Source organism: Xanthobacter aminoxidans, from assembly GCF_023571765.1.
Lineage (GTDB): Bacteria > Pseudomonadota > Alphaproteobacteria > Rhizobiales > Xanthobacteraceae > Xanthobacter > Xanthobacter aminoxidans.
The window spans coordinates 14,859-32,485 of the sequence record NZ_JAMJXC010000027.1 but is presented as its reverse complement, the minus strand read 5'-3'; the positions used below and the strand labels follow the sequence as shown (position 1 = coordinate 32,485).

21 protein-coding genes are annotated in these 17,627 nt (G+C 65.4%); 11 read left to right on the top strand and 10 right to left on the bottom strand.

Features of this window, described 5'->3' with window-relative positions; translation table 11 throughout:
* Positions 1–3: 3 nt before the first annotated feature.
* The 10 genes from dnaN to EJ105_RS25380 form a co-directional block, all read right to left on the bottom strand.
* Positions 4–1,179, bottom strand: coding sequence for a DNA polymerase III subunit beta (dnaN, locus tag EJ105_RS25425; protein ID WP_250168545.1), 1,176 nt, complete (start codon positions 1,177–1,179; stop codon positions 4–6).
* Positions 1,179–2,108 carry an AAA family ATPase gene (locus tag EJ105_RS25420; RefSeq protein WP_250168544.1) on the bottom strand — a complete coding sequence of 310 codons (930 nt, stop codon included), beginning with the start codon at positions 2,106–2,108 and terminating at the stop codon, positions 1,179–1,181. Before EJ105_RS25420 ends, dnaN begins: the two co-directional genes overlap by 1 nt.
* A complete protein-coding gene (locus tag EJ105_RS25415; RefSeq protein ID WP_250168543.1) occupies positions 2,105–2,950 on the bottom strand; it encodes a DUF2312 domain-containing protein in 846 nt (281 codons plus the stop codon). The genes EJ105_RS25420 and EJ105_RS25415 overlap by 4 nt, the downstream gene beginning before the upstream one ends.
* Positions 2,947–3,522 (bottom strand): hypothetical protein, encoded by a 576-nt coding sequence (locus EJ105_RS25410; RefSeq protein WP_250168542.1) that lies wholly within the window; start codon positions 3,520–3,522, stop codon positions 2,947–2,949. Before EJ105_RS25410 ends, EJ105_RS25415 begins: the two co-directional genes overlap by 4 nt.
* Before the next feature lie 3 nt (positions 3,523–3,525).
* Positions 3,526–3,993: a hypothetical protein gene (locus EJ105_RS25405; protein ID WP_250168541.1), complete on the bottom strand. Its 468-nt coding sequence runs from the start codon at positions 3,991–3,993 to the stop codon at positions 3,526–3,528.
* Positions 3,994–4,100: 107 nt separating this feature from the next.
* Complete coding sequence (locus tag EJ105_RS25400) at positions 4,101–4,397, bottom strand: hypothetical protein (protein ID WP_250168540.1); 297 nt, start codon at positions 4,395–4,397, stop codon at positions 4,101–4,103.
* Entirely contained in the window at positions 4,390–4,674 is a 285-nt protein-coding gene (locus EJ105_RS25395; protein ID WP_250168539.1) for a hypothetical protein, read from the bottom strand. The genes EJ105_RS25400 and EJ105_RS25395 overlap by 8 nt, the downstream gene beginning before the upstream one ends.
* The gene (locus EJ105_RS25390; protein ID WP_250168538.1) at positions 4,667–4,930 is read right to left on the bottom strand and encodes a hypothetical protein; all 264 of its coding nucleotides are present in this window, start codon (positions 4,928–4,930) and stop codon (positions 4,667–4,669) included. The genes EJ105_RS25395 and EJ105_RS25390 overlap by 8 nt, the downstream gene beginning before the upstream one ends.
* Positions 4,931–5,112: 182 nt before the next feature.
* Positions 5,113–6,270, bottom strand: coding sequence for a type I restriction endonuclease (locus EJ105_RS25385; RefSeq protein WP_250168537.1), 1,158 nt, complete (start codon positions 6,268–6,270; stop codon positions 5,113–5,115).
* Positions 6,271–6,342: 72 nt separating this feature from the next.
* Positions 6,343–7,029: a LexA family transcriptional regulator gene (locus EJ105_RS25380; RefSeq protein WP_250168556.1), complete on the bottom strand. Its 687-nt coding sequence runs from the start codon at positions 7,027–7,029 to the stop codon at positions 6,343–6,345.
* 315 nt (positions 7,030–7,344) lie between these two features.
* Here EJ105_RS25380 and EJ105_RS25375 point away from each other — a divergent pair, with 315 nt between their 5' ends.
* From EJ105_RS25375 to EJ105_RS25330, 11 genes are all read left to right on the top strand, one after another.
* The gene (locus tag EJ105_RS25375) at positions 7,345–7,815 is read left to right on the top strand and encodes a hypothetical protein (RefSeq protein WP_250168536.1); all 471 of its coding nucleotides are present in this window, start codon (positions 7,345–7,347) and stop codon (positions 7,813–7,815) included.
* A 15-nt stretch (positions 7,816–7,830) separates the two neighbouring features.
* On the top strand, positions 7,831–8,319 hold the full coding sequence (locus EJ105_RS25370; RefSeq protein WP_250168535.1) for a phage regulatory CII family protein: 489 nt from the start codon (positions 7,831–7,833) through the stop codon (positions 8,317–8,319).
* A gap of 62 nt (positions 8,320–8,381) precedes the next feature.
* The gene (locus EJ105_RS27930) at positions 8,382–8,510 is read left to right on the top strand and encodes a hypothetical protein (protein ID WP_284145646.1); all 129 of its coding nucleotides are present in this window, start codon (positions 8,382–8,384) and stop codon (positions 8,508–8,510) included.
* A complete protein-coding gene (locus EJ105_RS25365) occupies positions 8,507–9,151 on the top strand; it encodes a hypothetical protein (RefSeq protein WP_250168534.1) in 645 nt (214 codons plus the stop codon). The genes EJ105_RS27930 and EJ105_RS25365 overlap by 4 nt, the downstream gene beginning before the upstream one ends.
* Positions 9,148–10,065: a hypothetical protein gene (locus EJ105_RS25360; RefSeq protein ID WP_250168533.1), complete on the top strand. Its 918-nt coding sequence runs from the start codon at positions 9,148–9,150 to the stop codon at positions 10,063–10,065. The genes EJ105_RS25365 and EJ105_RS25360 overlap by 4 nt, the downstream gene beginning before the upstream one ends.
* 2 nt (positions 10,066–10,067) lie before the next feature.
* The gene (locus EJ105_RS25355; protein ID WP_250168532.1) at positions 10,068–12,644 is read left to right on the top strand and encodes a bifunctional DNA primase/polymerase; all 2,577 of its coding nucleotides are present in this window, start codon (positions 10,068–10,070) and stop codon (positions 12,642–12,644) included.
* 296 nt (positions 12,645–12,940) lie between these two features.
* Complete coding sequence (locus tag EJ105_RS25350) at positions 12,941–13,570, top strand: hypothetical protein (protein WP_250168531.1); 630 nt, start codon at positions 12,941–12,943, stop codon at positions 13,568–13,570.
* Between the two features lie 82 nt (positions 13,571–13,652).
* On the top strand, positions 13,653–14,009 hold the full coding sequence (locus EJ105_RS25345) for an HNH endonuclease (RefSeq protein WP_250168530.1): 357 nt from the start codon (positions 13,653–13,655) through the stop codon (positions 14,007–14,009).
* Positions 14,010–14,151: 142 nt separating this feature from the next.
* Complete coding sequence (locus tag EJ105_RS25340) at positions 14,152–14,652, top strand: helix-turn-helix domain-containing protein (protein WP_250168529.1); 501 nt, start codon at positions 14,152–14,154, stop codon at positions 14,650–14,652.
* 101 nt (positions 14,653–14,753) lie between these two features.
* Positions 14,754–16,364 (top strand): terminase large subunit, encoded by a 1,611-nt coding sequence (locus tag EJ105_RS25335; protein WP_250168528.1) that lies wholly within the window; start codon positions 14,754–14,756, stop codon positions 16,362–16,364.
* 7 nt (positions 16,365–16,371) lie between these two features.
* A complete protein-coding gene (locus EJ105_RS25330) occupies positions 16,372–17,607 on the top strand; it encodes a phage portal protein (protein ID WP_250168527.1) in 1,236 nt (411 codons plus the stop codon).
* Positions 17,608–17,627: the final 20 nt, after the last annotated feature.

The following is a 17,627-nucleotide window of genomic DNA, read 5'->3' as shown; positions in this document are numbered from 1 at the left end:
GGGTCACACTCTCAGAGGCATGACGACCCACAGGGCGCCGGCCTCGGCCGGGTTGCGCCAGAGCATGGGATCGCCGGGGGTGGACATCTGGATCTCGACGGCCTCGCCCGGCAGGGAGCGCAGGGCGTCGAGGGCGTAGCGGGCGGAAAAGCCGATGGCGTAACCGTCCGCGATCTCGGTCGGGGTGGCGCCGTCCAGCGTCTCACTGGCGTCCGATCCCTCGTGGCGGGCGGCGAGCGAGATCTCGCCCCCATCCATGCTCATCTTGATCGAGCGCGTCTTGCCGGTGTCCACCGTGACGATGCGTTCGATGGCGCTGGCGAGCGGCGCGGCGGGGATGGCAAGCGTGGACGTGCCGCCCTTGGGCACCACGCGCTCATAGTCGGGATAGGTGCCGTCGATGAGCTTGCTGCACACCGCCACGGCCTCGCCCTCGATGAGGACGCGGGACTTGTCGATGGAGATCTTCAGCACATCCTTCGACTTCGCCCACAGGCTGCAGGCGATGCGGGACAGGTCCGGCGGGAGGATGCCGCCGGCCAAGGCTTGGGAGCCTTCCGGCGCGGGCACCTCGCGCAAGGCGAGCACATGGCCGTTGGTGGCAACGGCGCGCAGCCGGTCACCATGGCGATGCAGATAGACGCCGCACAGGTAATAGCGGGTCGCCTCCTTCGATATGGCGGCCTCTACCGCGTCAAGCATGTCGCACAGGGTGCCGGCATCCAGCGTGAAAACCGCCTTGCCCTCGCCCACCTGGGGCACGGGATCGAGCGGGGTGCCGAAGGTCGGGAAGTCCGCCGCCGGCAGCGTGGCGAGCCGGAAACGGCTGCGGCCATAGGAGAGGTGCAGCTCGCCGTCCTTCGCCTTGAAGGTGGCCGTCGCGTTGTCGGGCGCCTTCTTCATGGTCTCGGCGAGGATCTTCGCCGGTACGGTGGCCGAGCCCGGTGCTGTCACCTCGGCCGGTACCCGAAGGGTCACGGACTGATCGAGGTTGGTGCTGATCACCAAAAGCTCGCCGGTGCCGTCCGCTCTGCGGCGGGCGTCGATCAGCACGTTGGAGAGGATCGGGATCGTCGTCTTGCCGGGTACCAGCCGCGCGGCATGATCGAGCGCGGCGGATACCACCTTCGCCGGCAGGCTCGCCGTGAGCTTCTCCTCTGTCAGGACAGAGCTGCGCATCACGCGGCTCCCTTCCTCGCCGGCCGGGTCGGTGGCCACGGCAGCGCGGCGAGCGCCTCCGCGTGGCCCTCGAAGCTCTTCCATAGGGGCGGCTGGGGCAGCCCCGGATGGGGCGCCACGGCGGCGGTGACGCCGCGCAGCACATCCACCAGATCGCCCACCGGCCGGCGGAAGCGCGGGGCGAGCACGATGGCGCGCTTCAGCCCTTCCATGAGCTGGCGCAGGAGGGCAGGGGAGGAACCGGCCGTCAGGTCCACGAGAAGATCGAGGGTCTCTTCCTCGAACTCGAAGGGCACCCCGTAGCGCTTCAGGATGGCAAAGCGCTCCTCGACGGCCGGAAGGTCCACCGAGATCTGCATGCCGAACCGCCGCCACAGGGCGCTGTCCAGATCCTCCTTGCGGTTCGTGGCAGCGAGGGCGATGCCCTCGAAGCCCTCGATCCGGGTGAGGAGGGTGGTGAGCACCATGTTGCGGTCGCGCGACGCAGAGTCCTCGTGGCTGATGCGCTTGCTGCCGATGGCGTCGATTTCGTCCAGCAACAGGACGCAGCTGCCCCGCACCTGCGCGAGCGCATCGAACAGCTCGCCGAGGTTCGCCGCGCTGGCATTGGAGTACATGGATGTGAGCCGCTCGGCCTGGACGGCCACCAGCGGCAGGCCGAGGCGGGCGGCGAGATGATGCGCGAGCGTCGTCTTGCCGGTGCCGGGCGGGCCGTAGAGGAGCGCAGTCGCGCGGGGCTTCACCCCCACGCTTTTCAGCTCCGCGCGGGCGTTCAGCTCCAGCAGCCATTCATAGATGGCGATGCGCGGCGCTGCGGCGAGGATGGGTTCTTCCGCGTCTTTGGGATGCAGGATCTGCGCGAACTTCTCCAGCCGATCGAGGCCTGCCGTGATGTCGGGGCGAGGGGCGCGGCGGGCGGGTTCGCTCACGGGCGCGCCTCCCCGCTTCCGGCCGGCCGGCGCTTCGTGCGCGGCGCCGCCGCCTTCGGGGCCTTGGGAACCTTGGGCTTGGCGGCTTTCGGTTCCTTCGGCGCCTTGGCCGGCTTCGCCTTGGCGTCACTCGCCTTGCTGCGCGTCTGTCTCACCAGCGCGTCGAGGCGGGTGGCGGGATCCGCATCCTCGGAACTGGCGGGCGCAACCTCACCATCGGCGGCGGCGGCCGGCTCCTGCGGCTCGAAGGGCAGGGCCTCCTGATCGGGATCGGTGGCGGGCTCGGGAGCCTCCTCGGCGGGTGCGGCGGCGGTTTTGGCGTTCGCCTTGGCCTTCGGCTTGCGGCGCCACGCTTCCGGGATATCCATGCCGTCCGATCCCGACGCGGCGCAGAAGCCCTCATCCCATGCCGCACGGCGGGGGTCGCCGGCGGTATAGGGGTTGTCGATGATGCGGGCGCCGTCGCGGTGCGCCTGCGCACCCTCCTCGCGGGCCTCGGCGGCGGTGCGGGTGCCGTCCGGCTCCGGCGCGGGCGCCGGCGGCGGGGCGTTGGGATCGTCCTCCATCATGCGGTCGCGGGCCGCATCGCCGAGGGGTGTGCCGTCGAGGATGCCGACGCCGGCACGGTAGATGTCCAGCATCGCGCGCTCGGTGCGGCGCTCCTCGGGGGTCATGCGCCGTTCGGCCATGACACGGGCAATATACTTGAGATCGAACCCGGCCGATTTCGCTTCGGTCTTCACGTCGCGAATGTCGGCGGCGATCTCCTTCTTGTCCTCTTCGAGGCGCTCCAGCCGCTCGATGTAGGATAGGAGCTGACGGTTGTTAATCGCGGGGTTCATGCGACGCTCCGGAGGGTGGCGGGGAGGTGGATGCGCAGCTCTTCGACAAAGGCTTCCTCGGCCTTCGGCCACGGCTGCGGGCGGATGCGGGTGCCGATGGGGCGGCAGGGCACGGGGGCGGGCTCGGACGGGCTCGGCCCCACGTCGCGCCATTCGGTGGCGAAGGCCCGTTGGTCGGCCTGGTCCACGGCCTCTGCCACTTCCGCCGGCGGCGGCCATGGCAGGCCAGCGGCGCGGTGGATGGTGCGGTCCGTTCGAAGGAGAAGGTTCTCAAAGGGATCGGCATCGAACCTTTTGAAGGCCTCGTGAAGGGGCCACCCGATGTCGCCGAGATAGGCTTTCCATGCATCGTGCAGGAGACCAAAGGGACGCATGGTCGGCGGCAGGAGAGACGCCACGAGCACGCTGTGCTGAGCGACCGAATAGAACGGCCCGGTGGCGCCCGTGAAACGGCAGATCTTGGCGAGGTGAGAGGCGATGTCGTGGAAGTGCACATCGCCGGGGCGCGGATCGAGCAGGTACCACCGCCGGCCCGACGCAGTGGTCATGAAGATGTCGGCGGCGTGGCGCATGCGCTAGAGGCTCCGAAGGAAGGCGATGAGGAGGGCGGCGAGCACGCCGCCGGCGAGAAAGAGCGGGGCGAGGCGCGCCTCGGCGCGGGGCGGGTCGCCGAAGCCGATGGGGGCGCGGCGCGGCCGGTAGGGCTCGCCGCGCTCGGCGGCGCAGTGGCCGCAGCCGTCGCCGATGCAGACGACGCTACGCGGCGCCGGCCGGGAGCCGAAGCCGACCGGCATGCGGCGAGGCAAGCGCGGGCCGTGGGGCTCACCCAATAGGGCAAGGGCTTCGTCCGGGTTGCGCGCGGCGCGGCGAAGCACATCGGGGGATATGCCGGACTGCGGCCACTGAAGTCGGGTTGAGGCGCAGTGGTTGCTGTCCTCGCCGGTGTAGACGACGCCACGCGGGGCCGGCCGGGGGCCGAAGCCCTGCAGGCCGTGCGGCGGCCACGCCACATCGCGGGGGATTGGGCGGATGGGCTGGGGCATGTCAGAGGCTCCCGGCCTTGGCGCGGATGATCGCTTGCCACAGGTGAAGCCCGGCAAGCGCCAGAACCGCACCGAAGACGCCGCCAATCGCGCCGATGAGGAAGCCATTAGCCATGGGCCGCACCCTCCGCCTTCTTAAGCTCGGCGAGGGCTCCCGCCGCCTTCAGCCGTTGATCGCGCAGTTCGGCGATCTCGGCGCGCAGGCGGGTGGCCAGCTCGCGCAGCTTGCGACGGCCGGCGGGGGCACCATCGGCCATCGCCTCCAGCTCGGCGGCGGCATTGAGGGCGATGTTCGTCACGCCTCCGGCGAGACCGGCCCAACTGGCGTCCATCTGCAGCAACTCGCGACGGGACAGTGAGGGATCGGGCCGCATCCATGAGCGGGTGGTGGCGACCTCAGCCATGGGCCGTGCCCTCCCCGTCCGCCGTGCGCGCGTCGAGGGCCTCGGCGGCCAAGAGGCACAGCAGAAGCATCACGTCCGTGTCGCACGTGATCTGCACCGTCCCGCGCTGGTACGCGGCGCGGGTGAGGGTGGTGACCTGGTGAAGCCCGCCGCCGAGCAAGTAGGCATCGGCGGCCGGGAGGCTGGGGCTGGAAACCGCCGTGCGGCCGCAAATGGACGCGGCCATCTCATCGCGGATCGCCGCCGTCTGGCTGGCGGATGTGAAGGCCTCAGCCATGGATCGCCCCGCGCGCCGGGCCGAGGATCTTGCGCGCCTCGGGCATGAGGGTCTTCAGCTGTTCCGGCGTGTAGCCGTAGCGCAGGAGGTTCTCTTCCGTCGCCGCGTCCATGGATGCGAGCTTTTGGCAGAGAGCGGCGAGATCCTGCGCTGTAGAGGCGGGGTGGGCTTTGCGGCGGTCACCCTGCAGGGGCTGAACTGCCTTGGGCCGGCGGCTTCCTGAGGGTGGAAGATTGGGCACGGGGAAGTAGGGCATCGGCGGCTCCGATAGGCGTTACCGCACGAAAGATGCGTTTTGCATCGTCTTGTGTCAATGCGTTTTGCATCGTCATGACGCGAGTGCATTGGCTCGCTTCGTTGCTGCCCGACCTGAGAGCGCAAAAAAACCCGCCGGTGGGCGGGTTTTAAACGGCGTAAATTAGATGCGGGTGCCTATGCTTAGGCTGCTCCGCTTTGAGGTGTTGAAGCCTTCGAAATCGCCGCTACTCGCGCCTTGAAGGAAGCGATAAGCGGGGCGTCGATTTCAACAAGCGACTGAACGGTGATATCGCCTTGAGCCAAGCCGCTATCTTCCGGAAAAATGAAACGGTACCCAGGCGCAACCTTAGATTCAATGAACTCGAAAATGCGGCCCTTGCGCTCCATTTTATAGAAGACGACGAATTTCCCCTGATAGTCTCGATAATCAACGGACTTTATTTCTGCGAACAGCGCATCATCTCGAACCAGAAAAGCCAAACGCTGCTGGACCCATTTGAAAACCTCAAGCTCTCGCTCGGTCGTGACGATCGCATCAGCAGGTGCGGGCATAGGAGCGGGCGGCTCCGCTGCGGTCGCAGGGACTGCCTGATCAGGTTTTGGGAGGTCGAGCCGATGCAGGATTTGGCGGTTTATAAATTCCCGAAATGCGGCTTGAATTACAGGCCTGTATTCGTCGAGCGCCTTTTGATTGATGTGCCCTATGCCCGCCTTGCGAAGGAGTGGTCGCGCAAATTCCTCAGGCGGATCCGCAAAAATGGTAGCTACCTGCGATAAGACGGAATTATAAATATGCTTTCGCTTTGCTTCCGCGCCTATGTTCTCTGGATCGAAAACTGATTTGCTGAGACTATGTAGTCCCTCAAGAGCGGAGTCGTCTACTTTTCCCTTTGCCACTTCGCTGAGATCGAATCTAAGGAAGGGATTGGCGTCCATCATATTGGGTTCGTCGGAATCCGCGTAGAACTCCCACACTAACCCATCCGTAAGGACCCCCATTTTTACAGTGCGGGCGGCGTTGAAGTAGCTGCGAAGCTGACCTCTATCATCTTTCAGGCTAGGCGCGCCAGCAGGCTTGCTCTCAATTGCAATGACGGGCTCGCCGGACTTGAAAATAGCATAATCAACTCGGTTCTTGTATTTTTCCGAGAAGTCGCAGTGGTGTTCCGGGAATACCTCATTAGGGTCCATGTGGTCATATCCGAGAAGGGAGATCATCGGTATGACAAGAAACATTTTTGTTGATTCTTCATTGACGCAACGCGGTGCTGCGTTAACCGCGCGTCGGGCCAATTCCACGACCTTGCTGCGAAACTCCCCCACTGCCCCGACGTCCATATCACCCCTCCCGACCGTCATTCATGCAACCCTAGCGTGACGTTACGGGGGGAGTCGAATCGTCATTTTGGGCTATGCACGTTCCACCCATCGAACGCGGGCTGCCCACTCAATCCTGACATCTTGGATGGGGGCCGCATTGTAACTCCAAAGACTCCATGTGCCCGGGGTCGATCCTGCACTTAAGTTTTTGATGAATGTTCTTCCATCCATCAGGTGGACAACGCATTCGCGACCTAGATATTGGGCGATCTCACTTCCCTCGCGCCGGTCGTCATATATGATGTAGTCGCCGTCGTAGAACGCCGGCCGCATTGAATCGCCACGCACCTTTACAGCGACGGCGTTAGAGCTGGCGCCCGGAGGCGGTTCGATTTCGTCGATGCCTGCGCCCTTGATCGAGTCGTCGATGGAAAAAACCTCAGCGCCTGCCCCAACGTATCCCACCACAGGAATAGACCTTTTCATGCCAGGGCGGGGTTGTCCCTTGCCAGTCAAAAGCCATTCCAATGAAACTCGGTATTTGGACGCATACTGCTGCGCCATGCGGCGGAACCCACGAGAGCCATTCTCGTGTGCGTTATAGGTGGGGAGTGGAACGCCCATAGCTCGCGCCGCATCTGCGGCCTTTTCGTACCCGGCGGCTTCCCTCGCCCACACTAGTCTCGTATGTGCGTCACTCATGCGATGCAGAATGCATAAGAGAACGATGCATTTGGCATTGACATGATGCGATGCGTTTTGCATCGTCACGCTCATGATCACAGCGAGCCATATCCGCGCGGCACGCGCTGCAGTTGGCGAAAGCCAAGGGGCTTTCGGGGCACGCTTCGGCGTGGACCAAGGAACCATCTCTCGTTGGGAGACCCGTGGCCCACCGACCGCGGCTTATGTGCAGGTCGGAATTGCCGGCGTTCTCGATGATCTGCAGCGCCTCGCTGAGGATGCCCGCCGCCCTCCGCAGCTCGGCAATAGCTGCTTCGAGGGCGGGGCTGGTGAGGCGGCGGCGGGTCATGACGCCAGCTTGGCCGATGGATCGCCTGCGGTCACCGCGAACGGGGCGGGAGGTTTCGCATGAGCGGCGATTTCGTGCACCGCCTACTCTTCGGCCGGAGGATTACCAAGGATGAGTTCCATGGTTTCCTTGATCTCGGCCGCAGCCTCAGGAACTGCGAGGGCCTCGGCGATGCCGCTCAGTGCCCACTGTGCGCTGCGACGGATATGGGGCGTGAGCTTTTTCGCTCCGTTCTCCTTCTCGAGGGCAAGGCATTCCTCAAGGCCCTTCGTGAGCTGAGGCTGCGCGAAAGCGAGCGCTACCTTGGCTTCGGGAACCTCCCGGAGGAGGTGCACGAGGATGAGCTTGAGCGCCAGCACCTCGCCGCGCAGGTCAATTTCCAAGTCCTCAAGCGCCTTGTCCCGGCCGGTCATGTCATCCCTCCCGATCTCGACGGGCTGACCGCCGAGGATTGGTATGTCGCCTATCACGTCGCCGAATGGTCGAAACGTTCGGCCGAGCGCGACGGCCCTCTCCACTCTCAATCGTAGCGGGAGCGCCGCAGCATGAACAAGCTCGCGCGTCCGCACCGCGAGGCGGACTATCTGACCCTGAAGGGTGCCACGCGGCGCCTTGTGGAGGCCTGCGGCGGCGTCGAAAGCGCGTCTGCCGTCACCCGCACGGGGTTTCAGACGCTCTCGAAATACGGGCTCCCGAAAGAGATCGTCTTCGTGCCCGTGGACGTGGTGGCGGATCTCGAAGCCGACGCTGGCGACCCGCTCGTGACGCGGGCGCTGGCGGCGCTCGCCGGCCACGTGCTCGTGCCGCTGCCGCATGGGGATCCCGGCAAGGGGCGCTGGTATCGCCACATATCCGAGATCGCGAAGGATGTCGGCAGCGTCGTGCAGCGTCTGGGGGAGGCGCTGGAGGACGATGGCGAGGTGTCGAAGGCCGAGATGCGCGCCCTTGCCCTGCGCGAGCGCGTTCAGCATGCGATCGCCGAGCTTGCCACGCTCGATCGGGCCTTGGCCGAACTTGAGCGGGGGCAAGGCTGATGCGCCGGGCGCCCTGCTATGCCACGCGGCCGTTGCCACCGATTGAACGGATGGAATGGCCCGTGCGGACGCTCCACCCCTTCAGCCCCTTGGTGCTGGCAGAGGGCGGGGTGCGCCTGCCTCTGACGCTGGACCGGATCGAGGTCGTGACACTGGCGCGCGTGCGCTTTCTTGAGCGGGTGGCGGCGTGAATATCCTTGTGGGCTGCGAGACTTCCGGCGTCGTGCGCCGGGCCTTTGCCGCGAACGGACATGATGTCTGGTCCGTCGATCTCCTCCCGTCTGAGGACGGGAGCAATCGCCACATCATCGGCGACCTGCGCGACCATTTGCATGATGGCTGGGATCTCCTCGCTGTCATGCACCCTCCCTGCACCCGCTTGTGCAACAGCGGCGTGAGGTGGCTGCACGTTCCGCCGCCGGGACGCACGAAAGAGGAGATGTGGGCCGACCTCGATGCGGCGGCTTCGTTCTTCTCCGATTGCCTCAACGCGCCGATCCCCCGTGTCTGCGTCGAGAACCCGATCATGCACAGCCATGCGCGCAAGCGCATTGGCGGCTGGATCAAGCCGCAGACGGTGCAGCCCTGGTGGTTCGGCGAGCCGGCGTTCAAGGCCACCTGCCTCTACCTTCGCGGCCTCTCGCCTCTGGTGGCGACGGACAGGCTGGTGCCGCCTGCCAGCGGAACAGCGGAGCACAAGGCGTGGTCACAGGTGCATCGGGCATCGCCGGGGCCTGACCGCTGGAAGAACCGCTCGCGGACCTATGCCGGCGTGGCGCGAGCCATGGCGACGCAGTGGGCGCCTGCGGCTCTTCAGGAGGCGGCGGAGTGACGGAACTTGTCCTCACCTCGCCCAAAGCTCCCAACCGTGCCCGCGTCCGTCGCGGCGGCTGGTCATGGGGGCCTGTCGAAGACGCGAAGCTGCGTGTCTTGTCGAATGGTGGAGGCATCCAGTCGTCCACCATGATCTTGATGATGTGCGTCGGCGAGCTTCCGTGGGTTGATCACATCATCAACGCTGATGTGGGCGACGAGAGCGAGGCGACCATGCGCCATCTCGATTGGCTGGATGCTCAAGTCCGCCTCTACAGCAATGGGCGCGTTGAGACCCACCGGGTGAGCCGTGGGGGGCGGCTTTCCGATCGCATTCGCAATCGTGCGGCCGGGCGCGGTGTCATCAACAATGATCGGTTTGTCAGCGCGCCATTCTACACTCTACGCGGAAAGGATGGTCGGGGCGGGCAGGGCAGGCGGCAGTGCACCCGCGAGTTTAAGATCGAGCCGCTTGAGAAGAAGCAGCGCGAGCTTCTCGGCTTCGCGCCGCGCCAGCGCATTCCGGCCGGCGCCTGTGAGGTATGGATCGGCATATCCACCGATGAGGTAGTGCGTGCCGGCGCCGCGTTCACCTCGTGGACGGTGAACCGTTATCCGCTGCTGGAACAGCGGATGTCGCGGCGCGATTGCGTCGCATGGCTGGAGGGCCATGGCTTCCCGGTGCCGCCCAAGAGCGCCTGCATCTTCTGCCCCTACAAGTCGAATGCAGAGTGGCGCTGGCTTCGCGACAATGACCCGCAGGCATGGGCCGATGCCGTTGAGATCGACCGGCTTATCCGCTGCACGCCGGGTATGCGGGAACAGGAATTCCTTCATCGCTCACGGGTGCCATTGGAGGAGGTTGATCTCCGCACAGATGAAGAGGCAGGCCAAGGCCTGCTCATGGTTTGTGAAGCGGGGTGCGGCCTGTGACCATGCTCGAAGCCGCGCTGTACTATGCCGTTGTGCTCGGCCTGCGGATCTTCCCGTGCGACCCTCACCCCCATAAGCCGCGCTCGAAGCGGCCTCTGGTGGTGGCGGACAAGGGGCCGGACGGCAAGCCGATCGAGGGCACCGGCTGGCCCTTGAAGGCCACCACGGACGAAGCGCAGATCCGCGCGTGGTGGGCGAGGTGGCCCAACGCCCTGATCGGCATGGCCCCCGGCTGGGCTGGCGGCTATGTGGTGGATCTCGATCCCAAGGGCGAGAGCGTCGAGGCGGTGGAGGCGCGTCTTGCCGAGGCGCTCGGCGCGCCTCTGCCGGCCGGCCCGCGCACCGTCACGCAATCGGGTGGCCGGCATGTGTGGTTCCGCCGGCCGGAGGGCGCTCATTTCCCCAATGATCCGCCTGGGCTGAAGAACATCGATATCCGCTGTGATGGCGGCTATGTCATCCTGCCGCCGAGCGTTCTGGCGAACGGGAACGCCTATCGGTGGGAGGGCGAGCCCTTCGACCCGGCGACGGCGCCGGAGGTGCCTCCTGCGCTCCTGAAGCTGATCGCGGATCGCAAGCTGCATCGTCATGACAATGATGGCCCGGCCCTGTCACCGCGCGAGAGCGGGCCAGCGCGTGTGCTCGCCTCGGATCGCCCTGGCGAGGAGGCGAAGCGGCGCTATGCGCGCGCGGCCCTCGATCGGATCGCGGCGGATCTCGCCCGCGCGCCGCAGGGGACGCGCGGCACGGCGTTGTTCACAGCCGCTTGCCAGCTGGGGCGCTTCGTCGCCGCCGGCGCGATCTCTGAACGCGAGGCGCTCGCCGCGCTGGAGGATGGGGCCGATGCAAACGGCCTGATGCGGGAGGACGGGCGCAACCGGGTGTCGCGCGATATCCGGCGCGGCCTCGACACCGGCGCCGGCGACGCGGCGGACGTGATCGCACGCCTCGATGAGGTTGCGCGCGAGGCCGAGGAGCGGCGGCGCTCATTCGGCGGCACCCGCGCGCCGGAGCCCCCGCTCCCGGATGGGGCTGTGCTCGTGCCGCCAGCGGCTGTTGACGATGAGGAGGGTTTGCCTCCAGCGGAAGACGCGGGCGAGTTGGAGGACGCGACTGCGGCTCTGGAGGCCATGGCGCCGGACGGTGCTGGCGAGGAGGATAGCGACGACGGGGCGCCGGAGGGCGGCGCGGGCGAGATACGGCAGGCGCGCGACTGCGGCTTTGACCTCGATGAGCTGAACGCGGAATTCGCCATGGTTCTCATGGGCGGAAAGGCTGTGATCATGCAGGAACAGCCCCATGCGCCCATTGACGAACAGATGCGGTTTGTTGGTATTCAGGACTTCAACTCATGGTTCGCGAATACATATACGGAAGTCGTCTCGCCCGATGACAAGGTCAAGGGCATGACTTATGCGAAACGTTGGTTCACGCACCCTAAGCGGCGACAGTATCGCGGGATCGAGTTCTTTCCCAATCCGGACGGTGCGAAAGGTACGCCGGGCTATCTCAACCTCTGGCGGGGCTTCTCCGTGAAGCCGAAGCCCGGCGGCAGCTATGCCATATTTCGCGACCATGTGCTGACCAACGTCTGCGAAGAAAATGAAGCGCTGTTTCGGTGGGTGTGGGCGTGGTTCGCGCACATGATGCAGCGTCCGCGCGAGAGGATCGGCACCGCCATCGTCATACGCGGCAAGATGGGAACCGGAAAGACCAAGGTGGGTGAGGTCATCGGCTCGCTGTTCTCGGCGCATTATTTCATGGTGGATGATCCCCGCTATGTGGTGGGGCAGTTCAATGCCCATATGGCGAGCTGTCTTCTTCTGCAGGCAGAAGAGGCCGTGTGGGCCGGCGACAAGGCGGCAGAGGGCCGGCTCAAGGGCCTTGTCACCTCGAAGTACCAGATGATCGAGGCGAAGGGGGTCGATCCGATCCGCATCGTCAACAACGTGCGCCTGATGATGACCTCCAATGAAGATTGGGTGGTGCCCGCCGGCAAGGATGAGAGGCGCTTTTGCGTGCTCGATATCAGCCTACGCTGCGCGCAGAAGACGGATTACTTCCGGGAGATGGATGAGCAACTAAATGCCGGTGGGCGGGAGGCGCTGCTGCACGATCTCCTTGCCCTCGATATCAGCACAGTCGATCTCCGGAAGATCCCGCGCACGAAGGCCTTGCTGGAGCAAAAGCAGCGCTCGTTCGACAGTGTGGATGGTTGGCTCTACGAACGGCTGCTAGCCGGGGCAGCGACGGCCTCGGCTGAAAAATGGGTTGATCTTCTACCCAGCGCGACGCTCTTCGATGATTACGTGGCGAATGCGGACAAGGTGGGCGTGCGCCGCAAGAGCGACATGACCGCCTTCGGCATCAGGCTTGCGAAGCTCCTGCCGGGCCTCCAGCGGGTGCGGCGGATGATCGACTATTCAGGCGCCGTCCGGAAACAGGTCTGGTGTTACCAGCTGCCGCCCCTGGAGGAATGCCGTGCCGCCTTCACGCGGGAGATGGGGCAAGAAATCGATTGGGGCCCGGCGGACGGATACGCCCCCGATGCGGAGTATCTCGATGACGATACTCCGTAGCCGCGCCGCCCCTATCCCACCTGAGGTGGGATAGGCTGGGAAGGTGGGATAGCCGCAAAGCCTTGCTGCTGAATGGCGTATCCCACCTATCCCACCTATCCCACCTTATTTCCCCCGTGCGCGTGCGCGCGCGCAACAGGACGTTTGGGTGGTCGGTCCGTGTCTCAGCACTTTCTCAAATGGGCTTGGAAGGTGGGATAGGTGGGATAGGTGGGATATTGCGAACAACGCCAATGGGTTGTGCCTATCCTACCTTCTTTCTTTTGTTCTTAGAGGTGGGATAGGTGGGATAGGGGATGAGCATGGCCGATGGGGGGGATATCGAGGCGCTTGTGGGCTGGGCCTATCGGGTGCAGTGCGTGGACCGTATGGCCGGGCTGATGGATGTCGCTTGGGGCGAGGCCGGGCCGTCGTTCCGCTCCGCGACGCATGCGATGCTCGACTTCGCCGCGCTTGGGGTGCGGGTGGACAGCTCGCCGGGCTTTGTGGTCGCCATGGGTGCGACGGCGCAGGACGATGCGCTTGTGATCCACGACGCGGTGCTGCGCCTGCCGGCCGAGGCCTTCGGACTGGTGGTCGCGCATGCGAAGGGCGGGAGCCGTCCGCCATGGCATGGGATCGAGGCCGAGGCGCTGGTGGCTGACACGGATCGGCGCGGGCGAGTGCGCGTGATGCTCGGCACCGATCGCCGGCCCGTCGCCTGCTGTCTCCGGCACAAGGTCGATCCCGCTTTGGTGGAGTTCAGCCGCGCCCAATATGTCGTCTGGTGGGAGGCCCTTTCGGTGCTCGCCGGCGAGCTTGCGGGGCGGCTGGAGGGTAGTCATCCCCTTGCCCCGTCTGCCCCTCGTGAGCCGTGGTTCCTGCCGCCTCTCGTCTATGTCGAGGATGGCTGCAAGATCCCGCTTGACCATGCGACGAAAATTTGACTACCTTCATCCACAGACGAACAGGTTTCGAGAGAGCCCCGCCGGTTTCCGCCGCGCGGGGCTCTTGCGTTAGAGGGGAACAATGCCGCGCCTTCAATCCGCGCCGCCTTGCCTGCCTGCCGCCTCAAGCTGTCTTCCGACACAAGGCACCGATGAAGCCAAGCGCAGCCGCCTGCGCGCGGCCGAGGCGCCTTGGCGTGCGTGGTACAAGTCGGCCCGATGGCAGCAGGTGCGCGAGCGGGTGTTCACACGCGACCTCTTCGGGTGTCAGATGCCGGCATGCGGGAAGGTCATCTCCAACAGGCGCCAGCTCGTGTGCGACCACGTGCGCCCGCATCGCGGGGATCCCGCGTTGTTCTGGGATGAGGGCAACCTGCAGACGCTGTGCAAGCCCTGCCACGACGGTGCGAAGCAATCGGCCGAGCGCCGCGCCCGCTGATGCCCAGCCCGCCGCGCCGCCGCGCGGGCGAGGCCTAACAACACAACAGTAAGCCGCCGTCTGGCGGGAGGGGAGGGGGGTCAAAACTCCCCACCCCTCTCCAGCCGGGACCCGCGGCCCCCCCATTCGGAGATTTTTTTCCTTGGCTGATGAGAAATCGGGCGGGGTGGCCCCTGATGTCGCCCCGTGTGATCTGTTCGGAAACGAGATCGAGCCCATTCGGGATCGGCGTGGCCGACCAAGCTTCAAGAAAGACAAGGAAAATCAAGAGTTTGTAATGGTGCGCGTCGCGGATGGTTGGACCCACAAGGCCATCGCCGCGAACATGGGGATCGATGAGAAGACCCTGCGCAAACATTTTTCCCGCGAGCTGATGGACGGCGCGGTGCACATCCGGGGCATGCTCATGGACGTGCTCGTGCATAAGGCGCGCGAGGGACACATCCAGTCCGTTCGCCTGCTGCTGGAACGGCTGGACGCGGCGGGGCCGCTGGCGCCCCGGAACCATCCGCGCGCGGAGGATGACGACGACGCGAAGGCGCCGGCCCTGGGCAAGAAGGAACAGCGCGTCCAAGATGCCCAAGCCGTGCCCGACGACTACGGCGACATCTATGCGCGCCTCGAAGGCCGGCGGCAGCATTGACCGCGCCGTCCTTCGCCTGCCTCGATTGGGAAGACAGGTTGCGGAAGGGTCTCACGCCCATTCCATCTCTGCCTCTGGATCCGGTGCTCGCCGATTGCGCCGTGGCCCTCTTCGACAAGCTGCGCGTCCCCGACATCCCCGGAACGCCCACCATGGCGGAGGTGGCCGGGCCGTGGATGCGGGACATTGTGCGCGCAGCCTTCGGCTCTATCGATCCGGTGACCGGAGAGCGCTTCGTCGGCGAGATCTTCAACCTGGTGCCGAAGAAGAACGGGAAGACAACGAACGCCGCCGCGCTCGGCCTGTTGGCCCTGCAGCTCAACCAGCGCCCCAACGTGGAAGGGGTCATCGTCGGGCCGACGCAGGAGGTGGCCGACAAGTGCTTCGCGCAGGCGGCGGCCATGATCAGGCTCGATCCCTATCTGAAGCGCCGCTTCGACGTGATCGAACACAAGAAAACGATCCTCGATCTTCACGTGGACCCCATCACGGGGGTCAAGCGAAACGTGAAGCTGAAGATCACGAGCTTCAGCCCGAAGGTGGTCACCGGCTCTATCCCCGCCTTCGCTATCGTGGACGAGCTGCACGAGATGGCGGCAGCGAGCTACGCCAGCCGCGTTCTCGGCCAGATCCGGGGCGGCATGATCACGAACCCCGAAAGCCTCCTGATCATCATCACCACGCAATCGGCGACGCCACCCGCCGGCGTCTTCAAGGATGAGCTGACCTATGCGCGGGGCGTGCGCGACGGGACGATTACCGAAGGGGTGCGCATGCTCCCCATTCTCTATGAGTTCTCGGAGAAGATGCAGACGGCCGAGGGCAAGCCGTGGGCCGATCCCAAGAATTGGCCGATGGTGCTGCCCAATCTCGGCCGCTCGCTCACGATCGAGCGCCTCGCCAAGGAATGGCGCACCGCGCAGGAGAAGGGTGATCAGGCTGCGCAGGAATGGGCCTCCCAGCACCTCAATGTGCAGATCGGCATGGCCATGCACAATGACAGGTGGGTCGGCGCGGATTTCTGGCCACAGGCGGCGGATCCCGCCATCACGCTCGAAAACATCATCGCGACATCGGATGTGGCGGTGGTGGGCGGCGACATCGGCGGCATGTACGACCTGTACGGCCTCGCCGTCGCGGGCCGCCATAAGGAGACGCGGAAGTGGCGGGTATGGGGGCGCGCCTGGGCGCAGCTCAAGGTGTTCGAGACCCATAAGGAAATCGCCGAGACGCTGCGGGACTTCGAGAAGGCTGGTGACCTGGTGGTGTGCCAGCACGTGGAGCAGGATCTCGCAGAGGTGGTTGAGATCATCCTCAAACTCGATTTGCACGGGCTGCTACCGAAGACCGGGGCTATCGGCCTCGACCCCGCATTGGCCCGGCCTCTGGTTTATGCCTTGTCCGAAAACGGCATCGTGCATCCACAGGTCATGAGCGTTTCGCAAGGCTACAAGCTGTCTTCGGCGATCTTCGCTGCGGAGCGGATGCTCGCTGACGGCACGCTAAAGCACTGCGGCTCGGGGCTGTTCAACTGGTGTGTCGGCAATGCCATGGCCGAGTACCGTGGCTCCAACGTCTACATCGAGAAGCGCAAGGCCTCGGCGAAGATCGACCCGCTCATGGCCTTCTTCAACGCGGTGGACATGGTGAGCCGCAATCCGGTCGCCCGTGGGCTCTCGGTCTACGAGAGCCGTGGCATTCTCATGGCGTGAGGCGGGCATGAACCTTTGGAATGTGTTCCGCCGCCGGGCGCGCGCGGAAGGCGGCGCCGTCGCGAACCCTCTCATTTCCGAGCTGCTGCGGTTCGGCGTGTCGGAGACGGCGACGGGCATCCACGTCAACGTGGACAAGGCGCTGAAGAACCCGGCCATGTTCCGCGCCGTGTCTCTCATCTCGGGAAGCATCGGCATGTTGCCGTTGCACCTGATCGACACCAACACGAAGAAAAAGCGCGACACGCATCCGCTGTACCGGCTCCTGCATCGCCGGCCGAATGCGTGGCAGACGGCGTTTGACTTCCGCGTCCTGATGCAGCTGCGCGCCCTGGTGAAGGGCAACGGCTATGCGCTGGTGATCCGCAGCCCGAACCTGCGCGCCGGCGGCGCGCTCACCCCAACGCAGATGGTGCCGCTGGATCCGGACCTCGTGACGCCGGAGCAAGGGGCGGACTGGTCTGTGTCCTATGTGTACCGGCCCGCCAAGGGGGCGGCCGTGCGCTATCCCGCGCGGGACATCCTGCACCTGCGCGGGATTTCCCTCGACGGCATTTCCGGCCTCTCGCTGGTGAAACAGGCGGCCGAGGCGGTGGGCATCGCCCTGGCGGCGGAGCTTGCCGCCGCCCGCATGATGCGCAACGGCACGATGGTGGGCGGTGCGCTGGAGCATCCCGAGCGCCTGTCGCCGGAGGCATATGCGCGCTTGCAGGAGAGCCTTGAGAGCAAGTCCGGCTCCGACAAGGCGGGGCGCAACCTCATCCTCGAAGAGGGGATGAAATATGTCCCGATCTCCTCGACGGCCCGCGACGCGCAGATGGTCGAGATCCGCAAGATGCAGATCGAGGAGATCGGCCGGGTCACGGGCGTCCCGCGCCCGCTCCTCATGCTCGATGAAACGAGCTGGGGCTCCGGCATCGAGGCCCTCGGCCAATTCTTCGTCACCTATGCCCTCAACCCGTGGTTCGAGGCGTGGCAACAGGCCTGCGAGCGCACGCTGCTGACCGATGCCGAGGCGGACGAAATGGCCATCAAGTTCAACGCCGGCGCGCTGCTGCGCGGGTCAATGAAAGATCAGGCGGACTTTCTCGCCAAGGCGCTCGGCGCCGGCGGCAGTGCGCCGTGGATGTGGGTGGATGAGGTGCGCGACGTGCTGGATCTGCCGGAGCGCGATGCGCCGCCGCACGTGATGGCCGGGGGCTCGGCAGATCAAGGGAGCAAGGGAAATGCGAATGCAGCGTAAGCCGGCCTGCTGCACAGGTC

What these genes read in the sequence shown, in the direction of transcription:
- EJ105_RS25375 (WP_250168536.1), top strand. Translation starts at nt 7,345, where the DNA reads ATGAGCGGCGATTTCGTGCACCGCCTACTCTTCGGCCGGAGGATTACC.
- EJ105_RS25405 (WP_250168541.1), bottom strand. Translation starts at nt 3,993, where the DNA reads ATGCCCCAGCCCATCCGCCCAATCCCCCGCGATGTGGCGTGGCCGCCG.
- EJ105_RS25370 (WP_250168535.1), top strand. Translation starts at nt 7,831, where the DNA reads ATGAACAAGCTCGCGCGTCCGCACCGCGAGGCGGACTATCTGACCCTG.
- EJ105_RS25350 (WP_250168531.1), top strand. Translation starts at nt 12,941, where the DNA reads ATGAGCATGGCCGATGGGGGGGATATCGAGGCGCTTGTGGGCTGGGCC.
- dnaN (WP_250168545.1), bottom strand. Translation starts at nt 1,179, where the DNA reads ATGCGCAGCTCTGTCCTGACAGAGGAGAAGCTCACGGCGAGCCTGCCG.
- EJ105_RS25400 (WP_250168540.1), bottom strand. Translation starts at nt 4,397, where the DNA reads ATGGCTGAGGTCGCCACCACCCGCTCATGGATGCGGCCCGATCCCTCA.
- EJ105_RS25415 (WP_250168543.1), bottom strand. Translation starts at nt 2,950, where the DNA reads ATGAACCCCGCGATTAACAACCGTCAGCTCCTATCCTACATCGAGCGG.
- EJ105_RS25355 (WP_250168532.1), top strand. Translation starts at nt 10,068, where the DNA reads ATGCTCGAAGCCGCGCTGTACTATGCCGTTGTGCTCGGCCTGCGGATC.
- EJ105_RS25380 (WP_250168556.1), bottom strand. Translation starts at nt 7,029, where the DNA reads ATGAGCGTGACGATGCAAAACGCATCGCATCATGTCAATGCCAAATGC.
- EJ105_RS25395 (WP_250168539.1), bottom strand. Translation starts at nt 4,674, where the DNA reads ATGGCTGAGGCCTTCACATCCGCCAGCCAGACGGCGGCGATCCGCGAT.
- EJ105_RS25345 (WP_250168530.1), top strand. Translation starts at nt 13,653, where the DNA reads ATGCCGCGCCTTCAATCCGCGCCGCCTTGCCTGCCTGCCGCCTCAAGC.
- EJ105_RS25330 (WP_250168527.1), top strand. Translation starts at nt 16,372, where the DNA reads ATGAACCTTTGGAATGTGTTCCGCCGCCGGGCGCGCGCGGAAGGCGGC.
- EJ105_RS25385 (WP_250168537.1), bottom strand. Translation starts at nt 6,270, where the DNA reads ATGGACGTCGGGGCAGTGGGGGAGTTTCGCAGCAAGGTCGTGGAATTG.
- EJ105_RS25390 (WP_250168538.1), bottom strand. Translation starts at nt 4,930, where the DNA reads ATGCCCTACTTCCCCGTGCCCAATCTTCCACCCTCAGGAAGCCGCCGG.
- EJ105_RS25410 (WP_250168542.1), bottom strand. Translation starts at nt 3,522, where the DNA reads ATGCGCCACGCCGCCGACATCTTCATGACCACTGCGTCGGGCCGGCGG.